Consider the following 25,080-nt stretch of genomic DNA (forward strand, 5'->3'; position numbering starts at 1 on the left):
CGCGTGAAAAGGGCAGCGGCGGGGAACTCCTCCGCCCTCTCGTGAACTCCTCCCCCGCTCGGGATCTCTTCCCCCCGCTCGGGATCTCTTCCGCCCGCCGGAAACTCCCCCGCCCGCTCCCACCTGCGGTTGTTACGCTCCCCGGGTGAGGATTCCGGGACCCGAAGAGATCCGCGCGCTGCACGAGAAGCACGCGCCGACGGCCGAGGCGTTCGCCTCCGTCCACCGCCACTGCGAGATCGTCTGGAGCGTCGCCGAGCAACTGCTGGCGTCGCCGCGCCTCGCCCACCTCGACGCCGGACTGGTCCGGGCCGGCTGCCTCCTGCACGACATCGGCGTCTACCGCCTCTACGGCGAGGACGGACGGCTGGACCACGAGAACTACATCCGGCACGGCCTGCTCGGCCAGGAGATCCTGGAGGGCGAGGGCTTCCCCGCTGCCCTGTGCCGCTTCTGCTCCCACCACACCGGGGTCGGACTGACCCGGGAAGACGTCGTGAGCCAGAACCTCCCCGTCCCGCCCGCCGACTACCTGGCGGAGACGGCGGAGGAGCGGCTGGTGATGTACGCGGACAAGTTCCACTCCAAGTCGCGCCCCACGCGGTTCCTCTCCCCCGATGCCTACGCCGCCCAGGTCCGCCGCTTCGGCGAGGAGAAGGTGACCGCCTTCCAGGCCCTGCGCGACGAGTTCGGCGACCCGGACCTCGCCCGTCTCACCCCGCACGTGGTACGGCCGCCCGTCAGCAGTTGACGGGGGGCCGTACAGAACGTCCGGGCGAGGCGGCCCGGAGCGAGCCGCCCCGCCCGGTCCCTCACTCCTCCGGCAGGTGCGCGTCCGGTGCGTCCGGGCGGTGGTCGGGGAGGCTGGAGCGGGTGGACGCCTCGTCGCGCAACCGCAGGAACTCCAGGTACCGCTCGTACTGGTCGAGGCTGTCGGCGATGAGCTGCTCCTTGGCGTATCCCATCACGTCGTAGTCCTGGTTGCCCTCGGCGAGCCGCACCTCGAACCGCACATAGGTGTCGTGCTCGCCGACCGACCGGGTGGCGAAGGCGGGGGTGGGCCGTTCCACGGGCCAGACCTCGTAGACGAACACCTCGCCGTCGCCGACCGGCACGCGCAGGCCGACGTGGGTGAGGCCGTTCTCCTCGACGGTTCCCTCCACCACCTCCGCCTCGGCTCCCTGCTGCCGCAGTTCGTGCGCCACCTCCTGGAAGGCGGGCCGGGCCACCTGGTCCACGAACCGCGCCGCCGCGCGCCGGCCGGGGAACGCCATCGCGCGCGCCAGCCGGTGCCGCCAGTTCGGCACGCCCGGCAGGCCGTGGTGCGTGCGTCCGGAGAGCGAGCCGGGCAGCGTGCTGACGCGGGCCTCGGCCTTCATTCTCTCGGTGCGCAGGGCCAGATAGAGCCCCGCCATGATCAGGAACATCACGAAGGAGAAGGGCAGGCCCATGATGATGGTGGCGTTGGTGAGCGCCTGCACACCGCCCACGATGAGCATCGCGAGGGTGAGCAGGCCGGTCGCCACCGCCCAGAAGATGCGCAGGTACGTCGGCGCGTCGGTCATCGGGGTGGGCAGGTCGGCGCTGAGGTTGCCCATCACCAGGGCGCCGGAGTCGGCCGAGGTGACGTACAGCAGCAGGCCGACGAAGGTGGCGAGTCCGGCGCTGAACATGAAGCCGGGGAACTGGTCGAGCAGGCTGTAGAAGCCCTGCTCGGGAACGTTCATGGCGGTTTCGCCGAACTCGGCGTTGCCGTCGCGCACCAGGAACAGGGCGCTGTTGCCGAAGATCGCCAGGAAGAGCCCGGTGAAGAGGAACGGGATGACCAGCGTCGCCGCGACGAACTCGCGCAGGGTGCGGCCTCGGGAGATGCGCGCCAGGAACAGTCCGACGAACGGCGCCCAGGCGACCCACCAGGCCCAGAAGAACAGCGTCCACGCGTCGAGCCACTCGGTGGGCTGGTCGTAGGCGAAGGTGTTGAGGGTCATCGACGGGAAGCCGCTGACGTAGTCGCCGACGTTCTGGACGACGGCGTTGAGCAGCCGGAACGGCTGGCCGACGACGAGGATGTAGAACATCAGCAGGGCGGCGAGCAGGATGTTGAGCTGCGACAGGCGGCGGATGCCCTTGTCGACGCCGGACACCGCGGACACGGTCGCCATGCCCACCGCGATGACGATGAGGGCGATCTGCGCGGCCAGTCCTTCGGGGATGCCGAAGAGCGCCTTGAGGCCGTAGTTGAGCTGCACCACGCCGATGCCGAGGGTCACGCCGATGCCGAAGACCGTGCCGATGATGGCCGCGAGGTCGACGGTGTCGCCGATCCGGCCGTGGATGCGGCGTCCGATGATCGGGTAGAGCGCGGAGCGGATGGCGAGCGGCAGCCGGTACCGGAAGGAGAAGTAGCCGAGCGCCATGCCCATCAGCGCGTACATGCCCCAGCCGGTGATGCCGTAGTGGAACAGCGTCCACACGACCGCCTGCCGGGCGGCCTCGAGCGTCTCCGGGTCGCCCTCGGGCGGCGCGAGGTAGTGGCTGACGGGTCCGGACACCGAGAAGAACATCAGGTCGATGCCGATGCCCGCCGCGAACAGCATCGAGCCCCAGGTGAAGAGGCCGTAGTCGGGCTTGGAGTGCTTGGGGCCGAGCTTGACGGTGCCGTACTTGGACGCGGCGATGAAGATGACGAACACCAGGTAGAGGGTCGCCGCGAGGAAGTAGTACCAGCCGAACCAGTGGGAGATCTTGCCGACCGCGACACCGATGACATGCTCCGCGCCCGACGGGGTGATGATCGCCCACAGGGAGATCGCGAGGACGAGGAGCGCCGCCCCGAAGAAGACGACGGGCTTGATCCGCACCGGGCCCGTCGGGGCGTCCGCGAGCGGCGACTCCTCCGGGGTTCCGGGACTCCTGTCTCCCATGGTCGACACGTCGCACTCCTTCTCGGCCTCAGCTGCCTGCCGCCGCACCCGATGCCCGGTCCGCGGCGCGGGCGCCCGGACGATTTCCGGCCACCGAGGCGCACATACCCAACCGGCCCGCCGTCACCACGGCGCGTCCGGCCGAGAGGTTCTCACTGGTCGCGGAGGGCCGCGGACCGGTCACCGCGTCGTTTCCCGGCCGGACGGTCCGCGGCGCCCGGTGATGAGGTCGGCGGCGCGTTCGGCGGCGAGCAGCACCGTCACCATGGGGTTGATGGTGGGCATCGTCGGGAACACCGAGGCGTCGACGATGCGCACGCCCTCGGCGCCGCGCAGCCGCAGCTCCGGGTCGCACACGGCCGTCGGGTCGTCGGCCGCGCCCATCCGGCAGGTGCCCGCCGGGTGGTACACGGTGTGCGCGACGCGGCGGCCGTACTCCGACAGGTCGGCGTCGGAGGTGACGGACGGGCCGGGCGCGACCTCGCGGACCAGCCAGTCCTTCAGCGGATCGGTGGCGGCGACCTCGCGGGCCAGCTTGAGCCCTTCGACGACGGTGCGCTCGTCGTGGCCCTCGGGGTCGGTGAAGTAGCGGAAGTCCAGGGCGGGATGCTCGGACGGGTCCGCGCTGCGCAGCCACATGCGGCCGGTGGAGCGGGCACGCGGCACGTTCGGCGTCATGCACACCCCGTGCTCGGGAACCGGGTAGCCGAGCCGTTCGGTGTTGACGGTGAACGGCACCTGGTAGAAGTGGAACATCAGGTCGGGACGCGGCTGTCCCTTGTCCAGGCGCAGGAAGAGACCGGCGTCGGAGTCCATCGCGGAGTTGGGCGGCAGCGGGCCGCGGGTCTCCCAGACGATCACCGACTCGGGGTGGTCCAGCAGGTTCTCCCCCACGCCCGGCAGGTCGATGCCGACCTCGATGCCGAGGCGGCGCAGGTCGTCGGCCGGGCCGATGCCGGACAGCATCAGCAGCCGCGGGGTGTCGATCGCCCCGGCGCACAGCAGCAGTTCACGATGGGCGCGTACGGTGGCGGGCTCGCCGTCGGCGCCGCGCACCGCGACCCGGGTCAGCCGTCCCGCCTCGTCGGTGAGCAGCCGGTGCGCCCATGTCTCCAGCATCAGCGTGAGGTTGGGACGGTCGAGGACGGGGTGCAGATAGGCGACGGAGGCGGAGGAGCGCAGGTTGCCCTCCGGCTCGTAGGCGAGGGAGAAGAAGCCGGCGCCGTCGGCGAAGGGCTCGGCGTTGAAGTCGTCGATGACGGGGACGCCGGTGGCGCGGGCGGCGGCGGTGACGAAGTCCTTGGCGATGGGGTTCCGGTCGGCCTCCGCCACCGGCACGATCTTGGTCTGCAGCCGGTCGCGGTACGGCAGGATCGTGTCCGGGTCCCAGCCGGTGCAGCCGGCGGCCACCCAGTCGTCGAGGTCCTGCGGCAGCGGCAGGAAGCTGATCAGGGTGTTGTGGGAGGAGCAGCCGCCCAGGACGCGGGCCCGCGAGTGCAGGATGTGCGAGTTGCCACGCGGTTGTTCGACGGTGGTGTAGCCGTAGTCGAACTCCGAGCCGAGCAGGTTGATCCAGTTGCGCAGGCGCAGGATGCGGTCGTCGCCCACGTCGGTGGGGCCGCCCTCGATGACGCAGACGCGGCAGTCGGGGTCCTCGCTGAGACGGGCGGCGAGCACACATCCGGCGGTACCGCCGCCGACGATGACGTAGTCGTAGTCCGACTCCGCGCCGTGAGGGGTGGTGGAGGCCATGGGCTGCCTTTCTTCGGAGCCGTCGGGTGAGGGGGCAGGAGGCGGCGTGCCGCGGCTCGGACGGGCCGGGGAGCCGGTGTTGACGGCTCAGCCGCCGCTGCTGCCCTTGAACCAGCCGGAGGGCCCCGGGTTGAGGTTCTGGTAGATGTGCTTGGCCTCCTGGTACTCGCGCAGGCCCGTGGGCCCGAGCTCACGCCCGACGCCGGAGCGCCCGAAGCCGCCCCATTCGGCCTGCGGTACGTAGGGGTGGAAGTCGTTGATCCACACGGTGCCGTGCCGCAGCCGCTGCGCGACGCGCTGCGCGCGGCCGGCCTCGGAGGTCCAGACCCCGCCGGCCAGTCCGTAGCGGGTGTCGTTGGCGAGTTCCACGGCCTCGTCCTCGGTGCGGAACCGTTCGACGGTGACGACCGGCCCGAACACCTCCTCCTGCACGATGCGCATGGACCGGTCGCAGTCGGCGAAGATCGTCGGCAGCAGGAAGTAACCGCGGCTCAGGGCGGGGTCGTCGGGGCGGGTGCCGCCGGTGACGAGCCGGGCTCCCTCCTCCTTGCCGATGGCGATGTAGCGCTCGACCTTCTCCCGGTGCTCGGCGGAGCTGAGCGGTCCGCTCTCGGTGCCCTCCTCCAGGCCGTTGCCGAGCCGGATGTGACGGGCCCGCTCGGCGAAGGCCTCGACGAAGCGGTCGTGCAGCGAGTCCTCCACCAGCAGGCGGGACCCGGCGGAGCAGACCTGCCCGGCGTGCAGGAAGGCGGCGTCCAGCGCGTAGTCGACGGCGGCCTCGAAGTCGGCGTCGGCGAACACGATGTGGGGGTTCTTGCCGCCGAGTTCGAGGGCGATGTTCTTCGGCCCCTCGGCCGCGGCCGCCATGATGGCGCGCCCGGTGGCCAGACCTCCGGTGAAGGACACCAGGTCGACCTCGGGGTGGGAGGTCATGGCCGCGCCGACGGTCGCGCCCGAGCCGAGCACCAGGTTGGCGACACCGCGCGGGGCGCCCGCCTCCTCGATCAGCCGGAACAGGGCGATCGTGGTGAGCGGGGTGGTCTCGCTGGGCTTGAGAACGATGGTGTTGCCGGCCGCCAGGGCGGGCGCCACCTTCCACGAGGCCTGCAGCAGCGGGTAGTTCCAGGGCGCGATGAGCGCGCAGACTCCGACCGGCTGGTAGACGACCCGGCTGAGGACGCCGGGCCCGACGTCCACGACCCGCCCGCCGTCCTTGCCGGCCAGCTCCGCGAAGTAGCGGAAGGCGTTCGCCACGTCCTCCACGTCGAAGCGGCCCTCGGTCAGCGTCTTGCCGGTGTCGAGGGTCTCGGTGCGGGCGATCTCGTCGATGTCGCGCAGCAGCAGGTCGTGCACCCGCATCAGCAGGTCGGCACGGCGCCGGGTGGGGGCGTTCGCCCAGTCCTCCTCGTCGAAGGCACGGCGGGCGGCCCGCACCGCCCGGTCCACGTCGGTGGCATCCGCCTCGTCGACGGTGGTGACGACGGAGGCGTCGTACGGATTGATCACCTCCCGCCGCTCTCCGCCGGCGGCGCTCGTCCACTCCCCGTCGATGTACAGCTCACCCATGGCGGGCGCCTCCTTCGCATCCGACCGGTACCGGCTCGGGCTGCCGGCCGGCAGCACGCCCATGGTGCGGGGGGACGCGTCGGGGCGCGCGGTGATCGTCGCGGACGGGTGGCGGGGTGAGCCGGGCGGGTGACGGAAGGGCCGGCGCCGGCCCTGAGGTTCCACGCCTTCCGCGCAGGTCTTCGGCGGCGACCATGAGCAAGGCCACGCCCGGGGCGCCTTCGCTTCCCCTCATGGAGCGCGGTGCGCACCCCGCTCCCCGCGCCGCGCGGCTGGCCGGAACGCAGCGACCGGCCCCGCGCACATCGCGTACTCGCGGGGCGAGCACTCCCCTTGCGTCGGACCGGCTCGCTCACGAGTGGAAACGTCCTCCCCCGCCCGGCGGACCGCTGTCCCCCTGGTCCCGCCCTGACCGGAAAAGGCCCCCGTGGTCCTCGGATGCACCGGGAAGGCGCAGGATGCGGCCACCCACGCGGAGAATCCGGTCGGGACGTTGAACGCTCGGTGACCAGCGGTCTCCTTCACCCGCCCCTCGCCGCACAGAACCTTCGCGCGGCCGGGGGTGTCGATCCGTGGTCGGGGCGGCCGCACGGCAGGGGCATCCCCGGCCGGCGCCCGGCCCGGAACCGATCACCCCTTCAGCAGCACCGGTTGTCCGAGGCAAGCGTTATCCTCGCTAGGCGCTTGTGACACGTGTGTCGTACGACAGCGGGGGGTGTCCATGCTCGGCCGGGACCAGATGTTCCCACAGGACTGTCCGGGAGGTCACCCGGGCATGTCGACAGGGGCGGGGATCGACGTCCAGCGGCAACTGGAGTCGCTGATCCAGGACTTCCGGACGGGCGACCCCCCGATGCCGGTGATCGTGCTGCACGCGGAGGACGCCGCCGACGACGACCGCGTGACGGAGCTGGTCGACGAGCTGCGCGAAGGCCAGCAGAGTCACGGCACGCGCCTGGCCGTCGCCCCCACCGAGCCGCCGCCGGGCGACCTCGACCCCAGCGCCCAGGCCGTACGGCTTCTGCGCGACCTCGGCGACAGCCGGAAGTGGGGCGACCGTTCCGCGTCCTACCGCCCTTACTCCTTCCCCCGCCTGGGTCTCGTCCGGGCCCTCCAGGACGCCACCGACGACCCGGACATGCGCGAGCACTGGCCGACCGCCCCGGTGGGCACGCCGGACGGCAACGCCCAGCGTGAGCAGGCCCAGACACAGCTGCTCCGCATCCTCGCCCGGCAGCGCTGGCGCCCTCGCAGGCCCGCGCGCCGCAACCGGCAGGCGCTGCTCAACGACGTGCAGCAGTTCCTCCCCGCGGGCATCCTGGGCGCACTCACCTCCCTGCTCACCCGTCCCGAGTGGTACGTCGCCGTCCTCGCGGGCACCGGTCTGATGATCCTGCTGGCCGCGCTGAATCACGTGCCCGGGCGCGCTCCCCTCTTCCTGTGGCTGCGCAGGGAGAGCCGGTGGTTCCTGACCACGACGTTCCTCCAGTCCGCCGCCCGCCGGCAGTCGACCAGCGTGCGGCTGCTGCGGCCCCTGCGCTCCTGGCATGCCATCGCGGCCCGCGCCTACGACGTCGCCGAAGCCATGCGCGAGGGCGGCCCCTTCCCCCTCCAGCTGTACGTGCTGGCGCTCTTCGAGGACCTGCGGGACAACCACCGGCGCGCGAGCTGGGACCTGCGCGGCCTGAAGCGGACCCGGCCACCGGTGCTCGTCCTGCGCCGGGTGAGCCGCGAGAACGGGGGCATCGAGCTGATCAGGGCGGTCAGCGACGTCCGCAGCCGGCGCAGCGAACTGGACCCCCTGCTGATCGTGGCGGGTGTGGCCGCTGACGAGGCGCCGCTGCTCGACCGGGGCGCCGGCACACCCCCCAACGGTCAGTACCCCCGCTCCCAGCCCCGCTCCGCCCCCTCCCGCCTGCAGCAACGACTGCGGCACTGGTACGACGAATGGGCCGGAAACCTGCGCGCCGACCAGTCGCCGAGCCGGACCAACGCCCTGCCCTGGGTGCTGCGCATAGCGCTCCCCCATGACGAGCTGGTCCAGCTGCGGCAGGCGGACTGGCGGTGCGTGCGGGCCCGGCACCGACCGCCCGTGGCGCAGGTGGTGTGGTCGGCGTACAGCCTGGCCCTGGTCCTCGCCCTGGCCGCCACCGTCGGCGTCGTGCACGCCCGCGACCTGCACCGCACGTACTGCTCGGCGGGCCTGCTGACCGCCGACCGCGACACCGAGCTGCGCCCGGCGCCGGGCGGCGGCACGGAATGCGTCGGCATATCGACCGGCGGCGTGCGCTTCGGCGCCCACCTCAAGGGCGGGGCCGACTCGGAGAGCGGGCGGCTGCGCGACCTGGAGAACCTGGTGCACGCCGAGAACGACAAGGTGACGCGCGACCACCCGCGTGCCTATGTCACGGTGGTGTACGCGGGTCCGCTCAGCTCGGCCACGGTGGACCCGTCCCTGGTCAAGGGCGCGGAGGAGCTGGCCGGCGTGTACCTCGCCCAGCGCGTCGTCAACGAGAACTACCGCGTCAAGCTACGCGTGCTGCTCGCCAACGGCGGCGCGGACATGGGACACCAGCTCTTCACCGCCACGGCGATCGCGCGGTACGCCGAGCGCGATCCCACGGTCGTCGGCGTCGTCGGCTTCGGACGCGACCTGCAGAGCAGCCCCGCCGTGACGCGGCGACTGCACGCGGCGGGCCTGCCCATCGTCTCGGGCACCAACTCGGCGACGTATCTGCCGGAGGACTTCTCCAACTGGTTCAGCCTCGCGGCCCCCGACGAGCACCAGGCGGAGGCGCTCGGCCTCGTCGCACAGCAGCTCCGCGGCAAGGACGCGTCCCCGCACGCCCTCGTCCTGGCCCGCGACACCAAGGCGTCGCAGGACCGGTACACCAGCGAACAGGCTTATTACGGAAGGGAGATGCTGCGTGACAGGGGTTTCCGACTGCTGCCCTCGCGGACCTACCGGGTGGCGAACGGCAAGCCCGAACTGCGGCTGCACGCGGAGAGCATCTGCCGCGGTGAGGACGTCCCGTCGGTCATCTACTTCGCGGGACGGGTCGAGGACATCGGCCCGCTGATGACCCAGCTGGGCGTCGAACCGGGCTGCGCCAATCGGGAGATCTCGATCCTCACCGGGGACGACCTGAGCAAGGCCAAGTTCTCCGGTACGGGCGGCCGGGACGGCGTGGCCCCGCGCATCACGCTCTACCACGCGGCACTGGCCGAACTGCGGGAGGCGGCGTCCGGGACCGCCTTCTACCAGGACGCGGGCGAACACCTTCCCTGGCTCGAACCGGGCGAGGCCACCTACGACGCCCCCGGCTTCGCCAGCGGTCAGACGGCCCTCTCCCACGACGCCACCCGAGCCCTGTACTGGGCGGCGAGCCTCGGTGACGTACGCCAGAGCCGGGCGGCGACCTGGGTCAACCTGAGGAGCGTCGAGCTCGAGGGGATGGCCACCGGCACGATCGACTTCACCGACGCTCCCCTCTACGGCGAACGCCACGGTCACAGCATCGTCCTCGCCCGCGTCCGCAGAACGCCGGAAGGGCTCTCGAAGGCGGAGGTGCTGTGCAGCAGGCCGGCGGGCAGCGCGGAGCCGCTGACGGTGCGGGAATGCTCGATCGAGTGAGCGGGCCGGCGGTTGTCGCGCTGTCCGCGTGAGGAGGTCCGAACCGGTCCGCGGCGGTTCGGACCTCCTCCGCGCATCGGCGTCCACCGCCTCCGCGGGGAGGACGGGTGACTGGGCGATGTCCTGTTCCGGGCTTCTGCCACCTCTCCCGCCGGCTGCCGCGCGGCCAGGCGGAAGGAGCGGCTGGTGCCGTACACGGACAGGTTCCCCACAGGCCCGGCCGCGGTCCCGGCCGTCGGTGTCCGGCTCCCCCGACGCGTACGCCGTCCCGTCGCCGCACACTCGCCCACCCTGCGGTCCCTCTCCTGCGCGGGCAGGCGAAGCCGGTCGGCACAGCGGTCCGGGCCGCGCATCGTGAGGACCTCGTGACGGGACTGCGAGCCGCGTGTGAACCCTTCGCGATCCCCTGTGGCATTCGCCACAGCACCGAAGCAAAACAGGCGCAGTCGATGGCCGCTGCACGGCCCCCCAAAAGGCCAGGACGCTGGAATTTCGCATTTCAGCACGTGACAAGGGCATGCGGTGCCCGAACTCGACGACGATCACTCCACGTCACGTGATCTATGGTTGTTCAATCATTGACTTCATCGCGCTTGCAACCCACCCCCGCGGCTCTCGGCGACCGCGGGCACGTGCATCGGTGCGGGGCTCGCGGCGGTGACACGCACGAAGGAAGGCGAACCGCATGGCCCTCGGACTGCTCCGGCGTCGGCGTTCCCGCAACGCCCCCGGCACCTCGCCGGACATCTCGCTGCCCCTTCCGGCCGGCGCCGGCGCATACGGCTGCGAGATCGTCGATCCTGTGGGACAGCCCCTGGGCGGCGCCGATGTCACGGTGACCGCCCTGGACAGCCACCGGGTCGTCGCCCACGGCACCACTGATCCGTACGGCCTGTTCATGGCGGCGCTCCCGCCCGGCTCCTACAGCGTGCTGGTCTCGGCGGAGGGACTCACCCCGGTCCGCAACACCGTCGACATCGCCGCCGGCGCCGTACCACCCCCGGCACGCATCGCGCTGCTGCCCGCACGTCAACTGGAACTGCCGCCGCCCGGCACCTGGTTGTTCGACCCGCCGCACACCGCGATCCGCTTCATCGCCAAGCACGTGGGCATGGCGCACGTGCACGGACGCTTCACCCGCTTCACCGGCGGCATCCGCGTCGCGCCCGACATGGGCGACTCCCAGGTCTCGGTGCGCATCGACGCCTCCAGCATCACCACCGGCAACAAGACCCGGGACAATCACCTGCGCTCCGCCGACTTCCTCGACGTCGAGCAGTACCCGTACATCGACTTCGTCAGCACCCGGTTCACCTACCGGGGCGGTTCCCGGTGGACGCTGAACGGCACGCTCACCATGCACGGCACCAGCCGCTCCGTGGGCCTGGACACGACGTACCTCGGCATGGTGAACGGCGGCTACGAACAGGAGTTGCGCTGCGCGGCCCTGGCGAAGGCGGAGCTGCACCGCGAGGACTTCACGCTCAACTGGCGCTCGATGCTGGCCCGCGGCATCGCGGTCGTCGGCCCGACCGTACAACTGGAGCTGGACGTCCAGGCGATGTACCGCACCCACGAGACCCCCACGCCCCCGGAGTGAGCTGTCGTCGCCCGGCGGGCGGGGCCCCTCACGGCCTCCCACCACTCCGGGCAGCGCTCCGTCAGTGAGGGCGCCATGGGCCCGCGCAACGCGTCCCGGCTCGCCGCCGTCGCCGTTACGGACGCTACGGGACGCCGCCCCGCACCGGTCAGCGGCACCCCGCTCACCCGTGCGGGGGCGGCACATCCGGCGCCCGCTCAGACGGCGACGGCCTTCGCCAGATCCACCGCTCCGTCGTCCCGCGCGCCGGAAAGCGTGACGTAGCCCTGCCGCTGGTAGAGGGCGAGGTTGCGGTGGCTGGTGGCGCCGGTGGTCAGGACGACACGGCGGCATCCCTCGGCTGCCGACTCCGCAAGGCTCAGCAGCCACCGTCCCACGCCGAGTCCCCGCAGGTCGGGTACGACGGCGAGGCGTCCGATGTGCAGGTCGTCGCCGGCTCGACGGGTGCGGACCATCCCGAGCAGCCGTCCGTCGCGCCACAGTCCCGTGACGTCCCAGTCGGCCAGCCACGCGCGCACATCGTCCGGGGTCTCGTGCAGCGCGGGGATGTCGAGCGTGTCGTTGACCAGCGCCTCCTCCATCCAGCAGCAGCGCTGCAGCACGGTCACCTCGGCGGCGTCGTCCGGGCCGAGACGCCGGGCGTAGGAACCGGGGAGCGGGCCGGTCACGGAGCCGGTCCGTTCGCGCTCGCGCATCGGGGTGAGGGCGTGGGCGACCCGCACCAGTTCCGCCAGCAGCCCTTCGGCCGCCTCGGCGTGGCGTGCCTCGGGGGCGAACCGGTCGTCCCGCATCGCGTCGCCGATCCGTATCGCGACGGTCGATCCCAGCGGGACCAGGCGCAGCGTGGTCACCACCTGCTTGGCGTGCTGGACCGCGCGGGTTCCGGCCGAGGTGTGACCGTAGCTGACGAAGCCGGCGGGCTTCCAGGCCCACTCCGGGCCGAGGTAGTCGAGCGCGTTCTTCAGCGTGGCCGGCATGCCGTAGTTGTACTCCGGCGTGACGAAGACGAACCCGTCCGCCTCGTCGACGATCCGGCTCCACCGGCGGGTGTGCTCGTGGTGGTGGACGCCGGTCGACGGGTGCTCCTCCTCGTCCAGGAAGGGCAGGTCCAGATCGCCGATGGCCAGGGGCACGAGGTCCACGCCGAGCCCCTCGGCGACCGGGGCGAGGGTGTCGGTGAGCCATCCGCCGACGGCGGGGCCGAGCGCGCCGGGCCGGGTGCTGCACGTCAGGACGAGGATGCGAAGCCGCTTCGTTGTCATGGAAACGAAACTAGCCGCTAGATTGATTACATGTCAACGAACAACGAGGAATCCGCGGTCCGGTGGCTCACGGCCGAGGAGGAACGCGCCTGGCGGGCCTACCGCCGCATGGTGATCGCGGTACAGACCCGCACCGTGCAGGACCTCGCCGCACACGGTCTGTCCGAGCCGGACTACGAGGTGCTCAGCACCCTGTCCGAACGCCCCCACGGGACCAGCACCCTGCGCGAACAGGCCACGAAGATGGGGTGGTCCCGCAGCCGCCTGTCCCGGCACGCGACCCGCATGGAGGCGCGCGACCTCATCCGCCGCGCACCCGACCCCACCGACGGCAGGGGCTGCCTCCTGGTGCTGACGGAGACGGGCTGGGACACGCTCCGGGAAGCCGCGCCGACCCATCTCGACTCCGTGCGACGGCACTTCGTCGACCGGCTCGATCCGGAGGAACTGGCGGCGCTCGGCCGGATCGCGGAGAAGATCGCCGACGAGGAGCCGTGAGGCGCATCCGCCCCGCATCGCACGGATCGACACTCTGTCGTGAACGCATCAACTACGGCATCCTGGTCGCCGTCCCTGTCCGCTGACATCGCCGCGCGACGCACGTCGCAGTTCGGAGACAGCCTTGCGATCGATCCGCATCGCCCTGGTCGGCCTCGTGGCCCTCGTGGGCAGCCTGCTCGTGGCGGCACCCGCGCAGGCGGCGCCCCTCTTCAAGGCGCCTTTCGCCTGCGGCCAGAAGTGGACGTACAGCCACCACTCGGCCGAGGTCCGGCAGGCGCTCGACTTCGTCCGCAGCGACGGCGGCGCGACCAGCGGCGCGCCGGTGCTCGCGTCGGCCGCCGGCACCGCCACCCGGCACTACCAGGCGAACGGTGCCGGCAACTACATCGTGATCGACCACGGTGGCGGCTGGAAGACCTACTACTTCCACCTGAACGCCTTCTCCGTCGCCCATGGCGCCTACGTGGGTCAGGGCCAGCAGATCGGCACCACCGGCAGCACCGGCAACAGCTCCGGCGCCCACATCCACTACGAACAGCTCCTCAACGGCGTCGGGCAGAGGATCACCATCAACGGAACCGCCCTCGCCTACCCAGGCTCCTACGGCAGTCACCACCTGACCAGCGACAACGGCTGCGGCACCGGCCGCCACTGGGTCGACACCTTCGCCAACGCCACGGGCTACGCCCAGCCGAACACCAACGACGCGCAGGGCGTGCTGAACGCGGGCACCAACTACGTGTACTGCAAGGTGTGGGGCCAGGAGATCCGCGGCGCGAACGGCACGTACAACCACTGGTGGCTGAAGACGGACCTCGACGTCACCTACGCGGGCAAGAACGGGCGCGGGGCGTACGTGTCCGCGTACTACTTGTCCCGGTGGGGGAACGACGAGGCGCGGGACAACGGCGGGGCGGTCATTCCGAACTGCTGACGCCCACCGGGGTGCCGCGGTGTCGCTCCTGGGTGCGGATCGGGCGCCGGTGCTCCGACGCGCATTCCGTCAGAGGCGCCTCGGAACCGTCCCGGATCAGGCAGCCCCGCACCCGGCCGGGCACATCGGCGCCCATGGCGTCGGCGGGGCCCTCGGCGAGCGTGCGGTGCACGGCGTCGAGGCAGGCGGCGATCGACGGATGGTCCGCTCGTCACGGGCCACGCCGTCCGGCAGCGACCAGCGGCCGGCACCCTTCGCGCCCACGTAGTGCCCGGACCCGGGACCCGCCTCGTCACCGGTCGGCCACGGCACCACTGCGGCACCCCAGGTGCCGTGGCGTCCGGTCTCAGGCAGCCGCGCCCAGACCGCGTCCGCGGGGCCGAGCAGAACCCCGCCGGGCAGGAACGCCCCCGACCGGACCTCGCCCTCCTCCTCGCCGGCCTCGATGCGCTGATGCCCCACTCCCCCGCACAGCCGCCGGAGAGCGGCCGGCTCGGCCGCCCACGCCGTGACCAGCCCCGCGCGGATCGCCGGTACCGGTGACGGCTTGGGACGGGCCGAGCCCGTCGTCACCGGGGGCCCCGTCCCGTTGGACGCACCCACCGCACACGCCACGGCACAACTCACCGCTGTCGTCGAAGACATGACGGAGTACGGGCCCGAGACAGCCTGTTGTGTTCAAGCCATTGACACGTGCATTACATCGGCTTTACGTTCCGGCCATCTGAGAGCGCTCTCAGAGACTCCCCCAGTCACAACTTGAGGTGACGCATGCCATCCCCACGCACCAGACCGGCAACCGTTCTGCTGCTGGCCTCGGCCCTCGCCGTCGTCGGCCTGGGCCCGGCCGCCACCCCCGCGGCCGCCGCCACCGTCCCCGTAGGCGCGGGCAGTTACTCCGACACCCGGCCGCCCGGAACGTCCGGCCCCACGACCAACACGGGTACGCCGGTCACGCCCAAGGTGACCGCCGCCGCACGGAACCGCCCTGTGCCCACCAACGACTGGTGGTCCTCCCTCGCCTTCCAGCGCTACGGCGACAACCCGTACTCGACCCCCATGTACGGGCACCCCCTCACCTACCAGGCCACCGCCGGCGGACTCGACGTCGGGTACCCGACGACCCCCACGATCACCGGTGACGGCCGCCAGTACGAGTTCGCCCACAAGCGCGACCTGACCATCGGACTGACCGGCCTCAACTCCCCCGACACCAAGGCCGACGACTGGTCCGACTGGACGGTCACCCCCTACTGGTCCGACGGAACCCGGACCCTGCGCACCACCATCGGGCACGGCTCGCCCTTCGTGTACGCCAAGGGCTCCGGCGGCAACGCACAGATCACCACCGCGGGCGCGCCCAGCGTCTTCGCCGACCAGGGCAACGTCCTCGGCATCACCGTCGCCGGACACCACTACGCCCTCTTCGCCCCGACCGGCAGCGACTGGAACGTCTCCGGCTCCACCGTCACCGCGGGTCTCGGCGGCAAGGACTACTTCTCCGTCGCCGTGCTGCCGAACACCGGCGCGCTGGCGACGTTCAAGAAGTACGCCTACAGCTTCGTCACCGACTCCAAGGTGACCTGGAACTACAGCGGCGGAACCGTCAGGGCGACCTACACGCTCACCACCGAGGCGAAGGAGGGCACCGAGCGCGGCACGCTCCAGGCCCTCTACCGTCACCAGTGGCTGCACACCACGGACCCGCTCACCTCGTACACCTACGTGTCGCCGCGCGGCACCATGAAGGTCCGCGAGTCGGCGTCCTTCACCACCACGCAGAAGGCGGCGGCGGTACTGCCCGCCCTGCCCAAGTCGAACGGCGTGGACGCCGCCCGGCTGCGCGGCTACCTGAACGACGTGGTGAACGCCTCCGACCCCTTCTCCGGCGCGGTCGACACCTACTGGACCGGCAAGGCGCTCGGCCGTCTCGCCCAACTCGTGCCCGTGGCCGACCAGATCGGTGAGACCGGTATCCGCGACCGCATGCTGAACCTGATGAAGGGCAGGCTGCAGGACTGGTTCACGGCGGGCGGCGCCAACGAGTTCAGCTACGACAGGAACTGGAAGACCCTCACCGGTTACCCCGCCTCCTACGGCAGCGACACCGAGCTGAACGACCACCACTTCCACTACGGGTACTACGTCTACGCGGCCGCGATCATCGCCCAGTACGACCCGGCCTGGGCCGCGGACTCGGCCTGGGGCGGCATGGTCAAGACGCTCGTCCGGGACACCGCGAACCCGAACCGCACCGACTCCGCGTTCCCCTTCCTGCGCGGCTTCGACGTGTACGCGGGCCACGGCTGGGCCTCCGGACACCAGGGCTTCGCCGCCGGCAACAACCAGGAGTCGTCGTCCGAGTCCACCAACCTCAGCGCGGCCCTCGTCCTGTGGGGCTCCGCGACCGGTGACACCTCGCTGCGCGACCTCGGCGCCTTCCTGCTGACCACGGAGTCGGAGTCGATCGCCCAGTACTGGTTCGACGCCGACGAGCAGGTCTTCCCGTCCTCGTTCGGCCACGACACGGCGGGCATGGTGTGGGGCAGCGGCGCCGCGTACTCCACCTGGTGGACCGCGAACCCCGAGGAGATCCACGGCATCAACGTCCTTCCGGTGACCGGCGGTTCGCTGCACCTCGGCGGCGAGAAGGCGGCGATCCGTCGCAACCTCGCCGAGATGGAACGGGAGAACGGCGGCCCCGCCGTCGAGTGGCGCGACCTCCTCTGGGAGTTCGAGTCCTTCGCCGACCCGGCTTCGGCCAAGGCCAAGTGGGACGCCGGCCACGCCGGTTACACCCCGGAGGAGGGCGAGTCGAAGGCGCACACCTACCACTGGATCAACACCCTGGCCGCCGTCGGCGCCCCGGACGCCGCGGTGACGGGTGACATCCCGACCTCCGCGGTGTTCACCAAGGGCACGACCCGGACGTACGTGGCCCACAACCACGGTTCGGCGGCCCGTACGGTGACCTTCTCCGACGGCAAGAAGCTGTCCGTACCGGCCCGTTCCACGGCGACCGGCACGGGCACCGGCTCCTCCGACCCGGACCCCGATCCCGACCCGGAGCCGCCGACCGGCAACACCTTCCAGCTGCGCGCCGGCGGCGTCCTCACCACCGCGTCCGGCGGTACGGCGGGCAGCGACACCATCCCCTCCGCGAACGGCGCCAACCACGACGGCACCCCGTACCAGCCCCTCGTCTACGAGGTGCGCGGCGTCAACGGCACGCTGTCCTCGGGCGGTCAGACCGCCTTCCGGCTCCAGGTCGACGCGGGCACGGCGGTCGGCCTCGGCCAGCAGGCGCGGGTGAGCTACGACTTCACCGGTGACGGCACGTTCGACCGGACGGAGACGTACCACTACTTCGCGACCGACCCGGTGCCGGGCTGGGAGGAGTACGCCCAGGCCCGCGGCCTCAAGTCGTCCACGGGCGCCCTGAGCGACCTCAGGGGCGGCACGGTACGCCTGGAGGTGTGGAGCGCCATCGGCAACGGCCCGGCGAAGCTGCAGACGGGCACGGACAAGTCCGTGCTGGTCATTCCGTACAGCTGAGCCGCTGTGGGCTGTCGGTGGGGACCGGCGGACGGCCGGTCCCCACCGGACGGACGGGACAGGGTCACGGCCGGAAGCCGCAGCTCCCTCCCCGCCGCAGGAAACATGGATCACTTCACCACACCGGCCGGTTTCCCGAACGCCGCACCGCTCACCGGTCTCGACCGAGCACGGACGTGGTCGCTCGGCCCCGTGCTCCACTTCGCGGGAGCCGTGACGGCGGACGGTCGCCGGCTGTTGCAGACCAACCAGCGTGGCACGCACGACGAGAGGCTCGCGCGAGACGTTCTCGCGTTCGCTCGGCGGCACGAGGAAACGCTGACCAGGGCAGACCGGCCCCTCACGGCTGTTCAGGGCTTCTCCGCGGCCGGTTACGACTTCGACGCGGTGGCCGCCGCGGCTCCCGAGGTCCACGGCCATCACCGGGTTCAGCATCCCGACCTCACGGCTGTGACGCACATCGTGTTCCCGGCCTTCGCGACGGAGGTGCCGGGGTACGAGTCACTGGAGGAAGCGCAGGCCCGGTACCAGAGGGTGCTCGGTCCGGCACAGAAGGGGCGGTCCGCAGCGACGTCCCCCCGCCTTCGGCTGGGAGGTGCCCCGGTCGATGGGCAGCAGGGTGCCGTCCAGCAGCACGAATGCCTTCGTCGGTGCTGTCCGGGCCGCCTCCGCGAAGGTTGGGGCGAGGGCGGCCAGGAGTTCGACGGCCTCGGCGATGTAGCGGTGGGCGGTCGTGGCGCCGATGCCGAATCCGGTTGCGAGCTGGGCGTACGGGTGGCCGTTGCGGAGGCGGGCGAGGGCGAGCAGGGCCTGCCGACCGGGGCTCAGGCGCCGCCACCGGGTACCGGGCCCCCGACGGTGTTGGCGGAACTCGGCGGACAGGAAGCGCAGAGCAGAGCTGGACACGTCGACGCGATGGGGTCTCCCCTGCTCGAGCGAAGCCGAGAGCTTGGGGAAGGGCGGACAAGCACACGAAGCCTCTGGTGGAGAAGGATTTCTTGGTCGAAAACCCATCCGCCAAGGGCTTCACCTGCCCGTCAGCCCACCTTTCCAACTCGCGCGGCAGGTCGGAAAACGCTCAATGGAATGAGCGGGATGAGTAAATGGTTGACGTAAGTGCGGAAATCGCCCGACTGCTCGAGCTGGACCAGCTCGAAGGCTCCGCGGTGGAGGCGATCCTCACCGCTGCGGGGTGGCCGGGCGAGCACAGGAATCCGTCCAGGAGCTGGGCCACCACGTGGAATCGTCACGGCGCCCGTGCCTGGGTCCAGGGCGATGGCCCGGTCGACGTCGAGTTCACCTTGTGGTTCCACGAGGTCCAGGACGATGCGCCGGACATGGACGCGCACCTGGGCGGCCTTTACGCCGCAGGCGCGGCAAAGCTGCCGGAAGTCACGGAGCAACTGCGGTGCGGAGCCCCCTGGGACCGACCGGAGGAGGCCGATGAGCACGTCGCGGACGTCAGTTCCTTCATCGAGTACCGCGCGTGGAAGGTACCCGGAAAGGAGCTCCTCGTAGGCGTCAAACAGGACGACACCGACACACCGGTGCAGCTCGTCGTGGTCGTGCGTCCCCCCGCCACGGAGGACGAATCCTGCGACGACTGGTTGTGACCCACGCTCCACGGCCTGTCCGCTGTCGTGATCACGTCCCCGTGACGGTCCTGGCCGGCACCGGCCAGGAGCAGCGTCACCGTGCCGCCGCCTTCCGGGCGCGGAGCTCGGCTCGGCAGTGCATGCCGATGACGAGCAGTGCCGCGGCCAGGGCGAGCGAGACCCACGTCCAGTTCATCCCCACCAGGCCGGGATCGCCGGCGTAGACGCTGCCGTCCTCCCGGACGCAGTCGAAGCGGAGGGGGAGGTAGGAGGCACGGTGGTGGGACAGGCCCTGGATCGTCTCCGGGTCGAAGCCGAAGCGGCAGGCCGGCGCCGGGGTCGAGTCGGCGCCGTCGCCGACCTCCGCCTCCGACCACAGAACACCGGCCAGCCCCACGGCATAGACAGCACCGGCAGCCCATCCGAACGCTGCCGCCGTCCGGCGCAGCAGGTGTTCGGCCCAGGGCCGGGGCCGGCCGGGGAGCGCCATCGCGACGGCCCGTGCCACCGAGATGAGCACCGCGACAGCACAGACCACGGACAGACCGAGCACCGGCAGTGCGAACAACGGTTTCGTCGCCTCCCCTCCGGACGGGGCGGGACCGTCGTACGCGCCGTCACACCGACTTTAGCCGTGCGGGACGTCCTTGACGTACACGATGCCGTCGATGCGAGGCAGGTGGGACGGGTCCAGCGGGGCGTAGCCGAAGTACGGGGACACGCGTGGAACGACGGGTACGGCGCGTGCCGCGGCGGTGAGTCGCGCGGAGCCGATCACGAAGTGGGCTCCGGGCAGGGCGTGCAGGACGCCCTCCACCGTGTCCGCGGGCGGGGCGTCGACGCCCTGGTGCCTCATCGTGCCCAGGGCGGTCGCCAGATGGGCGTACTCATCACCGAGATGCGCGCTCACCAGGGCCCCGGCACTCCACCACTCCACCTTCGGATGACCCCACATGCTCATCGCGCTCTTGTCGCGCTGCAGGTGGCTGTTGTGGGCGTGGACGAGCACCGGTCCGCGTGCGGCGAGGGCGAGGAGGTTCCCGGCCATCATGCCGTCCCGCGTGGCGAGCAGGCGGGCCATGCGGGCGGACGATGTGTCCGCCATCCAGGAGTGGTAGCGCAGCAGGCCGACGGCGGTGCGTCCGTACAGGTGCGCGCGGTCCCGGTCGGCCGGTGACGACACCGCGGCGAGGTGCGGTGCCTGCGTCTCCAGCAGGGCGGTCAGGTCGTCGGCGAGCAACCGCAGTTCGTGTGCCTCCTGCGTGCGGCCGATGGACTGGGACGGGTCCATCATGGCCGCCTGATCGGTCCACCGCGCGTCGGCGCCGAGGAGCCCGTCGAGTGCGTCCGCCGTGCAGGGCAGCAGGTCCTCGTCGATGTGGGCCGCCAGGTAGGCGTGGAGCGAGGCAAGGGCCTGGCGCGGGCTTTCGGCGCCTGTGATCTCCAGCGGGCCGTCCATGCCTGCGAACCGGACCTGCTCCACCGCGGGGCGATCCACGTTGAACTCGCGCATCCAGCGCACCAGTTCGCGGTTCGCCTGCGAGCTGCCCCATCCGTGGCTGAAGCCTCGCTCCATGACGTCGTCGAGGGAGCCCTCGCCCGAGGTGACATACGCGTCCACGGTCAGCGCCTTCAGACAGTCGCTTTCGAGCACGATGGTCCGATAGCCCTCCTGTTCCACGAGTTGCTGGAAGAGCGTGTTGCGCAGGTCGAGGAGGGTCTCCTCGCCGTGTGTGGGCTCGCCGAGGGCGAGCAGGCGGGGGCGGGTCGGCAGCAGTTCCATGAGTGCCGAGGCCTCGACGGGGCGGGCGCAGTCCTTGATTCCGGTTTCCATGCGTTCAACGGTATCGTTGAACTTTCGGTTGAAGGTTTGATCGCTGTTTTCCCTCTGTATCCTCGGAACCGTGGGTCACAACCTTCAAACGAGTGGCAAGCTGAGGCCGGTGGACCTGGCGCGTCGGCACGGACTGTCCACCCAGGCGGTGAGGAACTACGAGGAGGCCGGGATCCTCCCGGCCGCCGACCGGACGGCCCACGGCTACCGCGTCTACGCTCCGCTGCACGAGCGGGCGTTGAACGCGTTCCTCGCCCTCGTGCCGGGGCACGGGCACGCGACGGCGACGGCGGTCATGCAGGCCGTGAACCGGGACGCCGTCGACGAGGCCCTCCACCTCATCGACGAGAGTCACACCCGGCTGCTTCACGACCGGCGCACGTTGCGAGCCGTGGAGGACGCGCTGCGCGGGCTCACCTCGGACACGGCGTCCACGGATTCGGCCTTCGGGCACCGCCGGTCCGGGCCGGTGTTCATCGGCCCCCTGGCCGAGGAACTGGGCGTCCGTCCGGCGACCCTGCGCAAGTGGGAGGACGCCGGACTCGTACGTCCGCGGCGCGACCCGGTGACCGGATACCGGGTGTACGACCCGGCCGACGTGCGGGACGCGCACCTGGTGCGTCAGCTCAGGCGCGGCGGTCACCCGCTCGAGCGGATCGCCCCGCTGATCACTCAGGTGCGGACAGCCGGCGGCCTGGAACCCCTCGAGGGTGCTCTACGCGACTGGCACGGCCGGCTGTCCGGCCGCGGACGGGCGATGCTGCGCGGGGCCGCCGCGCTGGACGCGTATCTGCGGGAGCGTGGGTGAGTCTGCCCCTGTGCGGCGGGAGCGGCCCCCCTCTGGCGTGTCAGCCCTTCACACCCAGTGCGCCCAGCAGCATCGGCAGGGAAGCGTGCAGTTCGCGTTCCCAGTAACGCCACGTGTGGGTGCCGGCGCCGTAGAAGTTGGTGGTCAGGCGCTTGGCTCCCACGCGCTTCAACTCGGCGGCGAGGGCGTGGTTCTGGCGGTTGAAGTCCGCCTCGAGGGCGCTGAACGCACCCGGTGTGTCCAGCGGGCCCGCCGTGCCGTCGCCGCAGGACAGGTAGACGGGCAGCGACTTGAGGCGCTTCGCCAGGTGGAACGGGTCGTGGGCCTGCCAGATGCGGCGCTGGGCGACCGGGTCACCCCACACCCGGAGGGGGTCGTTGCCCTGGCCGGCGAACAGGCCCAGGATGCGGTCGACCGACTCGTCGTTGAGGAGGGGGTGCGCGGAACCCGAGTAGGCGGCGGTCGCCTTGAACATGCCGGGGTGCCGGGCGGCGTACAGCAGGGCGCCCTGGCCGCCCATCGACAGCCCGGCGACGACGCGGTTGCGGCCGGCGCCCCAGTCACGTTCGAGGAGGTGACGGAGTTCGACCGTGTGGAAGGTCTCCCAGGCGGGGTCGCCGCCCTCACCGTGGTTCCACCAGTCGCTGTACCAGCCGTTCCAGCCGGCCTCGGGCATGACCACGAGCACGTCGCGCAGACTGTCGGTCTCGGCGACGTCCGTCATCGCGGTCCAGGACGTGTAATTGCCGCAGCAGCCGTGCAACAGCCAGAGGGTCGGCCAGTGCTGGCGTCGGTCGGCCGGGTTCCAGCCGTCGGGGGTCAGCAGGCGGACCTTGACGGTCCGGCCGCCGAGCGCCGTCGAACGGACCGACAGGTCGACCTGCCGCTCCGCGACCTGCGTGACCGCCACGACTTCGGCACCGCGCCGCCCCGTCTCCCCCTGGGCAGGGGAACGCTCCTCGGCGGCGCCCGCAGGGGCCGGGGCGGCGAGCGTCGGTGCGGCCGGTACGAGCGCGAGGATCAGGGCGGCGAGGACGAGACGGACACGGGCTCGGAAGGTCACGACGGCGGTCACGGCGGCTCCCTGCGGTGCGGTTCGTCACTGGATCAACGGTGGGCGGGACGTATTCACCTTGCTCTCGGGCAGCATCCTCCACAGGAGTCGGTGCGCGACAGTCCAGGAGTCGGCCGTTCTCGGGACGGTGCCGCCCCGGTCCCGAACGACACCGCGACCACGGTGCGCCCCCCGCGCCTCTGGCCGTGTGCCGGCGTGTCACCGCTTCCGAGGCAAGACCAACAACGCGTCTCCTACCGGCCGTTCGCCCGCCGCGTCGGACGGGGTGTTGATCACCTGTCCGTTGGCCACCATCGTCGTGGAGCCGCCGCCGTCGAGGTTGACGGCGTCCCGCAGGCCCAGCGACCGGGCCACCTTCGCGCTCTCGGTGATGCTCAGCCCGAGCGAGTCCGTGCCGCGGCCGTCCGCGGTGACCAGGACGGTGCGGCCGGCCGCGTCCGTCCCGGCGAGGGTGCGGGGATTGCGCTTGTGGACCCAGCCGTAGTACCAGCTGGGATCACCCGGGTGCACCATGCCGTCGGTGGCCGGGGTGACGTGCAGGCGTCCGTCGCGGACCAGTTCGGGTCCCCCGTTGACGATGTCCGTACCGGGCGACGGCGTCACTCGGCGGCCTCGGTCGTCGCGGAGGGTCGTCTCGAGGCGCAGGCGCTCGCCGGGGCGGGCCAGGGCCGTCAGGGCGGCCACGTGCCGGCCGGTCGCCTGGATCGAGCTGCCGCCGCGCGGGAGGGGGCCGCCGCGGACGGAACGCAGCTCCAGCACGCGGCCTCGGCTGTCCAGGACGGCTTCCGCGCCCTCGCCCTTCGGGGTGTTCGCGCCGTACTCCGGTGTGAACGCGACGAGTTGGTCGGGATTGGTGCAGGTGACGTCGTGCAGGGGCAGGGCGGTCGGGCTGTCGCCCTCGCTGCCGCCGCAGTTGCGGATCAGGCCGGGTACGCGGTTGACGCCGTCGAGCGGCAGGGAGGTGCCGCGGGCGGTGACCCGTCCCTGCCAGGTGAGGCGGGTGATCTGCGCGCTCCGGCCGTCGTCGTGGACGACGAAGCCGGGGCGCCCGCTGACCGGTTCGCTCAGCAGGCGTCCGTCGTACACGCCGACGCCCGCCGGGTCGCCGGGCGCGCCGGATCGGGGGTCGAGGACGAAGAAGCCCGCGTTGACCGCGGCGACGGCACCGGCGTCGGCGGCGAGGGCGCTGACGGTCTCGCGGTTCTCGACGTCGGGGCCGTGGGTGGCGTCCAGGGTGCCGCGGAAGGTGCGCGGGTCGATGGTGAGGACGTCGATGCGCCAGGGGCCTCGGTCCGTGGTCGTACCGTCCCAGCCGGTGTAGGTGACCGAGCCGGTGTGACCGGCGTTGATCACGCGGGTGCGTTCCGCTGTCGCGGCGGACCGGGAGGAGAAGCTGCCGATGCGCACGCGCCAGCCGAGCGTTCCGCCCGCGAAGTCCGTCGTCCTCGGTGTCGTCACCTGTTCGGCCCGCGCGTCGAAGCCGTCGCCTCGCAGGTCGGCGACGAGTTCGTCGGCGCTGGCCTTGTCCTTGAGGGTGGTCGGCGGCGCGTCGGGGTCGGGTGAGGTGTCGCCGCCGGGGATGGTCGCCTCGACGGTCCAGCGGTGTGCCGGGTCCACGGCGCCGCGCACGATGCGGGTGAGCGTCAGGCCTGGCTGCAAGGTCTGTGTGGTGCGGGTCTCGGCGAGGCCGGCCGGGCCCAGCGGGAGGGCCGCGCGGGCGTCGGCGGCCTGGTTGCCGGTGGACGCCTGGGCCGGAAGGCCGGTCACCGCCAGGACGACGCCGAGGGCGACGGCCGCCCCGCCCAGTCTCTTCTTCTTCATCCTTGACCGCCCTCTCGCGCGTCGAGCCTGCCCGCGTCACTCGTGGAGCGAAGCCCCGGTCGGGAACATGCGTCACTTTCTCGCCTTGTGCTGACGGCGTCACGAACAGTCACTTAACGCACGCTGGACAAGTATCGACCTGTGGGAACGTGCGTCAAGAAGGCGTGCTGTCCTGCCAGTCGAGGGGCGCGGCCCGCCCCGGTGAGCGCGCCGGCCACA

At 71.5% G+C, this 25,080-nt stretch carries 18 protein-coding genes and 1 pseudogene; 9 read left to right on the forward strand and 10 right to left on the reverse strand.

Annotated features, from left to right (window positions below):
- Positions 1-145: 145 nt before the first annotated feature.
- Entirely contained in the window at positions 146-751 is a 606-nt protein-coding gene (locus C1708_RS04625) for an HD domain-containing protein (RefSeq protein ID WP_106411441.1), read from the forward strand.
- A 61-nt stretch (positions 752-812) separates the two neighbouring features.
- Here C1708_RS04625 and betT read toward each other — a convergent pair whose 3' ends face one another.
- The 3 genes from betT to C1708_RS04640 form a co-directional block, all read right to left on the reverse strand.
- Positions 813-2,924, reverse strand: a complete 2,112-nt coding sequence (gene betT, locus C1708_RS04630; protein WP_106411442.1) for a choline BCCT transporter BetT — start codon at positions 2,922-2,924, stop codon at positions 813-815.
- A 180-nt stretch (positions 2,925-3,104) separates the two neighbouring features.
- A complete protein-coding gene (locus tag C1708_RS04635; protein WP_106411443.1) occupies positions 3,105-4,676 on the reverse strand; it encodes a GMC family oxidoreductase in 1,572 nt (523 codons plus the stop codon).
- A gap of 87 nt (positions 4,677-4,763) precedes the next feature.
- Positions 4,764-6,242 (reverse strand): aldehyde dehydrogenase family protein, encoded by a 1,479-nt coding sequence (locus tag C1708_RS04640; protein ID WP_106411444.1) that lies wholly within the window; start codon positions 6,240-6,242, stop codon positions 4,764-4,766.
- On the opposite strand from C1708_RS04640, the gene C1708_RS35585 reads away from it, so the two are divergent.
- The 3 genes from C1708_RS35585 (at position 6,241) to C1708_RS04650 (ending at position 11,476) form a co-directional block, all read left to right on the forward strand.
- Positions 6,241-6,375 (forward strand): hypothetical protein, encoded by a 135-nt coding sequence (locus C1708_RS35585; protein WP_274543341.1) that lies wholly within the window; start codon positions 6,241-6,243, stop codon positions 6,373-6,375. The two genes, C1708_RS04640 and C1708_RS35585, sit on opposite strands and share 2 nt — an antisense overlap.
- A gap of 642 nt (positions 6,376-7,017) precedes the next feature.
- Entirely contained in the window at positions 7,018-9,876 is a 2,859-nt protein-coding gene (locus tag C1708_RS04645; RefSeq protein WP_106411445.1) for a type 1 periplasmic-binding domain-containing protein, read from the forward strand.
- A gap of 685 nt (positions 9,877-10,561) precedes the next feature.
- Positions 10,562-11,476, forward strand: a complete 915-nt coding sequence (locus C1708_RS04650) for a YceI family protein (RefSeq protein ID WP_106411446.1) — start codon at positions 10,562-10,564, stop codon at positions 11,474-11,476.
- Positions 11,477-11,673: 197 nt separating this feature from the next.
- On the opposite strand, the gene C1708_RS04655 is transcribed toward C1708_RS04650, so the two are convergent.
- Entirely contained in the window at positions 11,674-12,738 is a 1,065-nt protein-coding gene (locus tag C1708_RS04655) for a bifunctional NAD(P)H-dependent oxidoreductase/GNAT family N-acetyltransferase (RefSeq protein ID WP_106411447.1), read from the reverse strand.
- A 30-nt stretch (positions 12,739-12,768) separates the two neighbouring features.
- Between C1708_RS04655 and C1708_RS04660 the strand changes: the two genes are divergently transcribed.
- Both C1708_RS04660 and C1708_RS04665 read left to right on the forward strand, forming a co-directional pair.
- Positions 12,769-13,236, forward strand: a complete 468-nt coding sequence (locus tag C1708_RS04660; protein ID WP_106411448.1) for a MarR family winged helix-turn-helix transcriptional regulator — start codon at positions 12,769-12,771, stop codon at positions 13,234-13,236.
- Between the two features lie 124 nt (positions 13,237-13,360).
- Positions 13,361-14,173 (forward strand): M23 family metallopeptidase, encoded by an 813-nt coding sequence (locus C1708_RS04665; protein WP_106411449.1) that lies wholly within the window; start codon positions 13,361-13,363, stop codon positions 14,171-14,173.
- Here the strand turns inward: C1708_RS04665 and C1708_RS34320 are convergent.
- Positions 14,157-14,345, reverse strand: a complete 189-nt coding sequence (locus tag C1708_RS34320; RefSeq protein ID WP_198602397.1) for a hypothetical protein — start codon at positions 14,343-14,345, stop codon at positions 14,157-14,159. The two genes, C1708_RS04665 and C1708_RS34320, sit on opposite strands and share 17 nt — an antisense overlap.
- Before the next feature lie 599 nt (positions 14,346-14,944).
- Between C1708_RS34320 and C1708_RS04675 the strand changes: the two genes are divergently transcribed.
- Complete coding sequence (locus C1708_RS04675; RefSeq protein ID WP_106411450.1) at positions 14,945-17,728, forward strand: glycosyl hydrolase; 2,784 nt, start codon at positions 14,945-14,947, stop codon at positions 17,726-17,728.
- 600 nt (positions 17,729-18,328) lie between these two features.
- Here the strand turns inward: C1708_RS04675 and C1708_RS04685 are convergent.
- Positions 18,329-18,634 (reverse strand): annotated as a pseudogene (locus tag C1708_RS04685) (helix-turn-helix domain-containing protein); the annotation flags it as partial.
- Between the two features lie 197 nt (positions 18,635-18,831).
- On the opposite strand from C1708_RS04685, the gene C1708_RS04690 reads away from it, so the two are divergent.
- A complete protein-coding gene (locus C1708_RS04690) occupies positions 18,832-19,341 on the forward strand; it encodes a hypothetical protein (RefSeq protein WP_106411451.1) in 510 nt (169 codons plus the stop codon).
- Between the two features lie 76 nt (positions 19,342-19,417).
- On the opposite strand, the gene C1708_RS04695 is transcribed toward C1708_RS04690, so the two are convergent.
- Positions 19,418-19,891, reverse strand: a complete 474-nt coding sequence (locus tag C1708_RS04695) for a hypothetical protein (protein WP_106411452.1) — start codon at positions 19,889-19,891, stop codon at positions 19,418-19,420.
- A 60-nt stretch (positions 19,892-19,951) separates the two neighbouring features.
- Positions 19,952-21,157, reverse strand: a complete 1,206-nt coding sequence (locus C1708_RS04700) for an erythromycin esterase family protein (protein ID WP_106411453.1) — start codon at positions 21,155-21,157, stop codon at positions 19,952-19,954.
- Positions 21,158-21,227: 70 nt separating this feature from the next.
- Here C1708_RS04700 and C1708_RS04705 point away from each other — a divergent pair, with 70 nt between their 5' ends.
- Positions 21,228-21,965, forward strand: a complete 738-nt coding sequence (locus C1708_RS04705; protein ID WP_106411454.1) for a TioE family transcriptional regulator — start codon at positions 21,228-21,230, stop codon at positions 21,963-21,965.
- 40 nt (positions 21,966-22,005) lie between these two features.
- Here C1708_RS04705 and C1708_RS04710 read toward each other — a convergent pair whose 3' ends face one another.
- Both C1708_RS04710 and C1708_RS04715 read right to left on the reverse strand, forming a co-directional pair.
- Positions 22,006-23,040, reverse strand: coding sequence for an alpha/beta hydrolase (locus C1708_RS04710; RefSeq protein WP_106411455.1), 1,035 nt, complete (start codon positions 23,038-23,040; stop codon positions 22,006-22,008).
- Between the two features lie 198 nt (positions 23,041-23,238).
- Positions 23,239-24,861: a phosphodiester glycosidase family protein gene (locus tag C1708_RS04715; RefSeq protein ID WP_106411456.1), complete on the reverse strand. Its 1,623-nt coding sequence runs from the start codon at positions 24,859-24,861 to the stop codon at positions 23,239-23,241.
- Positions 24,862-25,080: the final 219 nt, after the last annotated feature.

Source organism: Streptomyces sp. DH-12, from assembly GCF_002899455.1.
Lineage (GTDB): Bacteria > Actinomycetota > Actinomycetes > Streptomycetales > Streptomycetaceae > Streptomyces.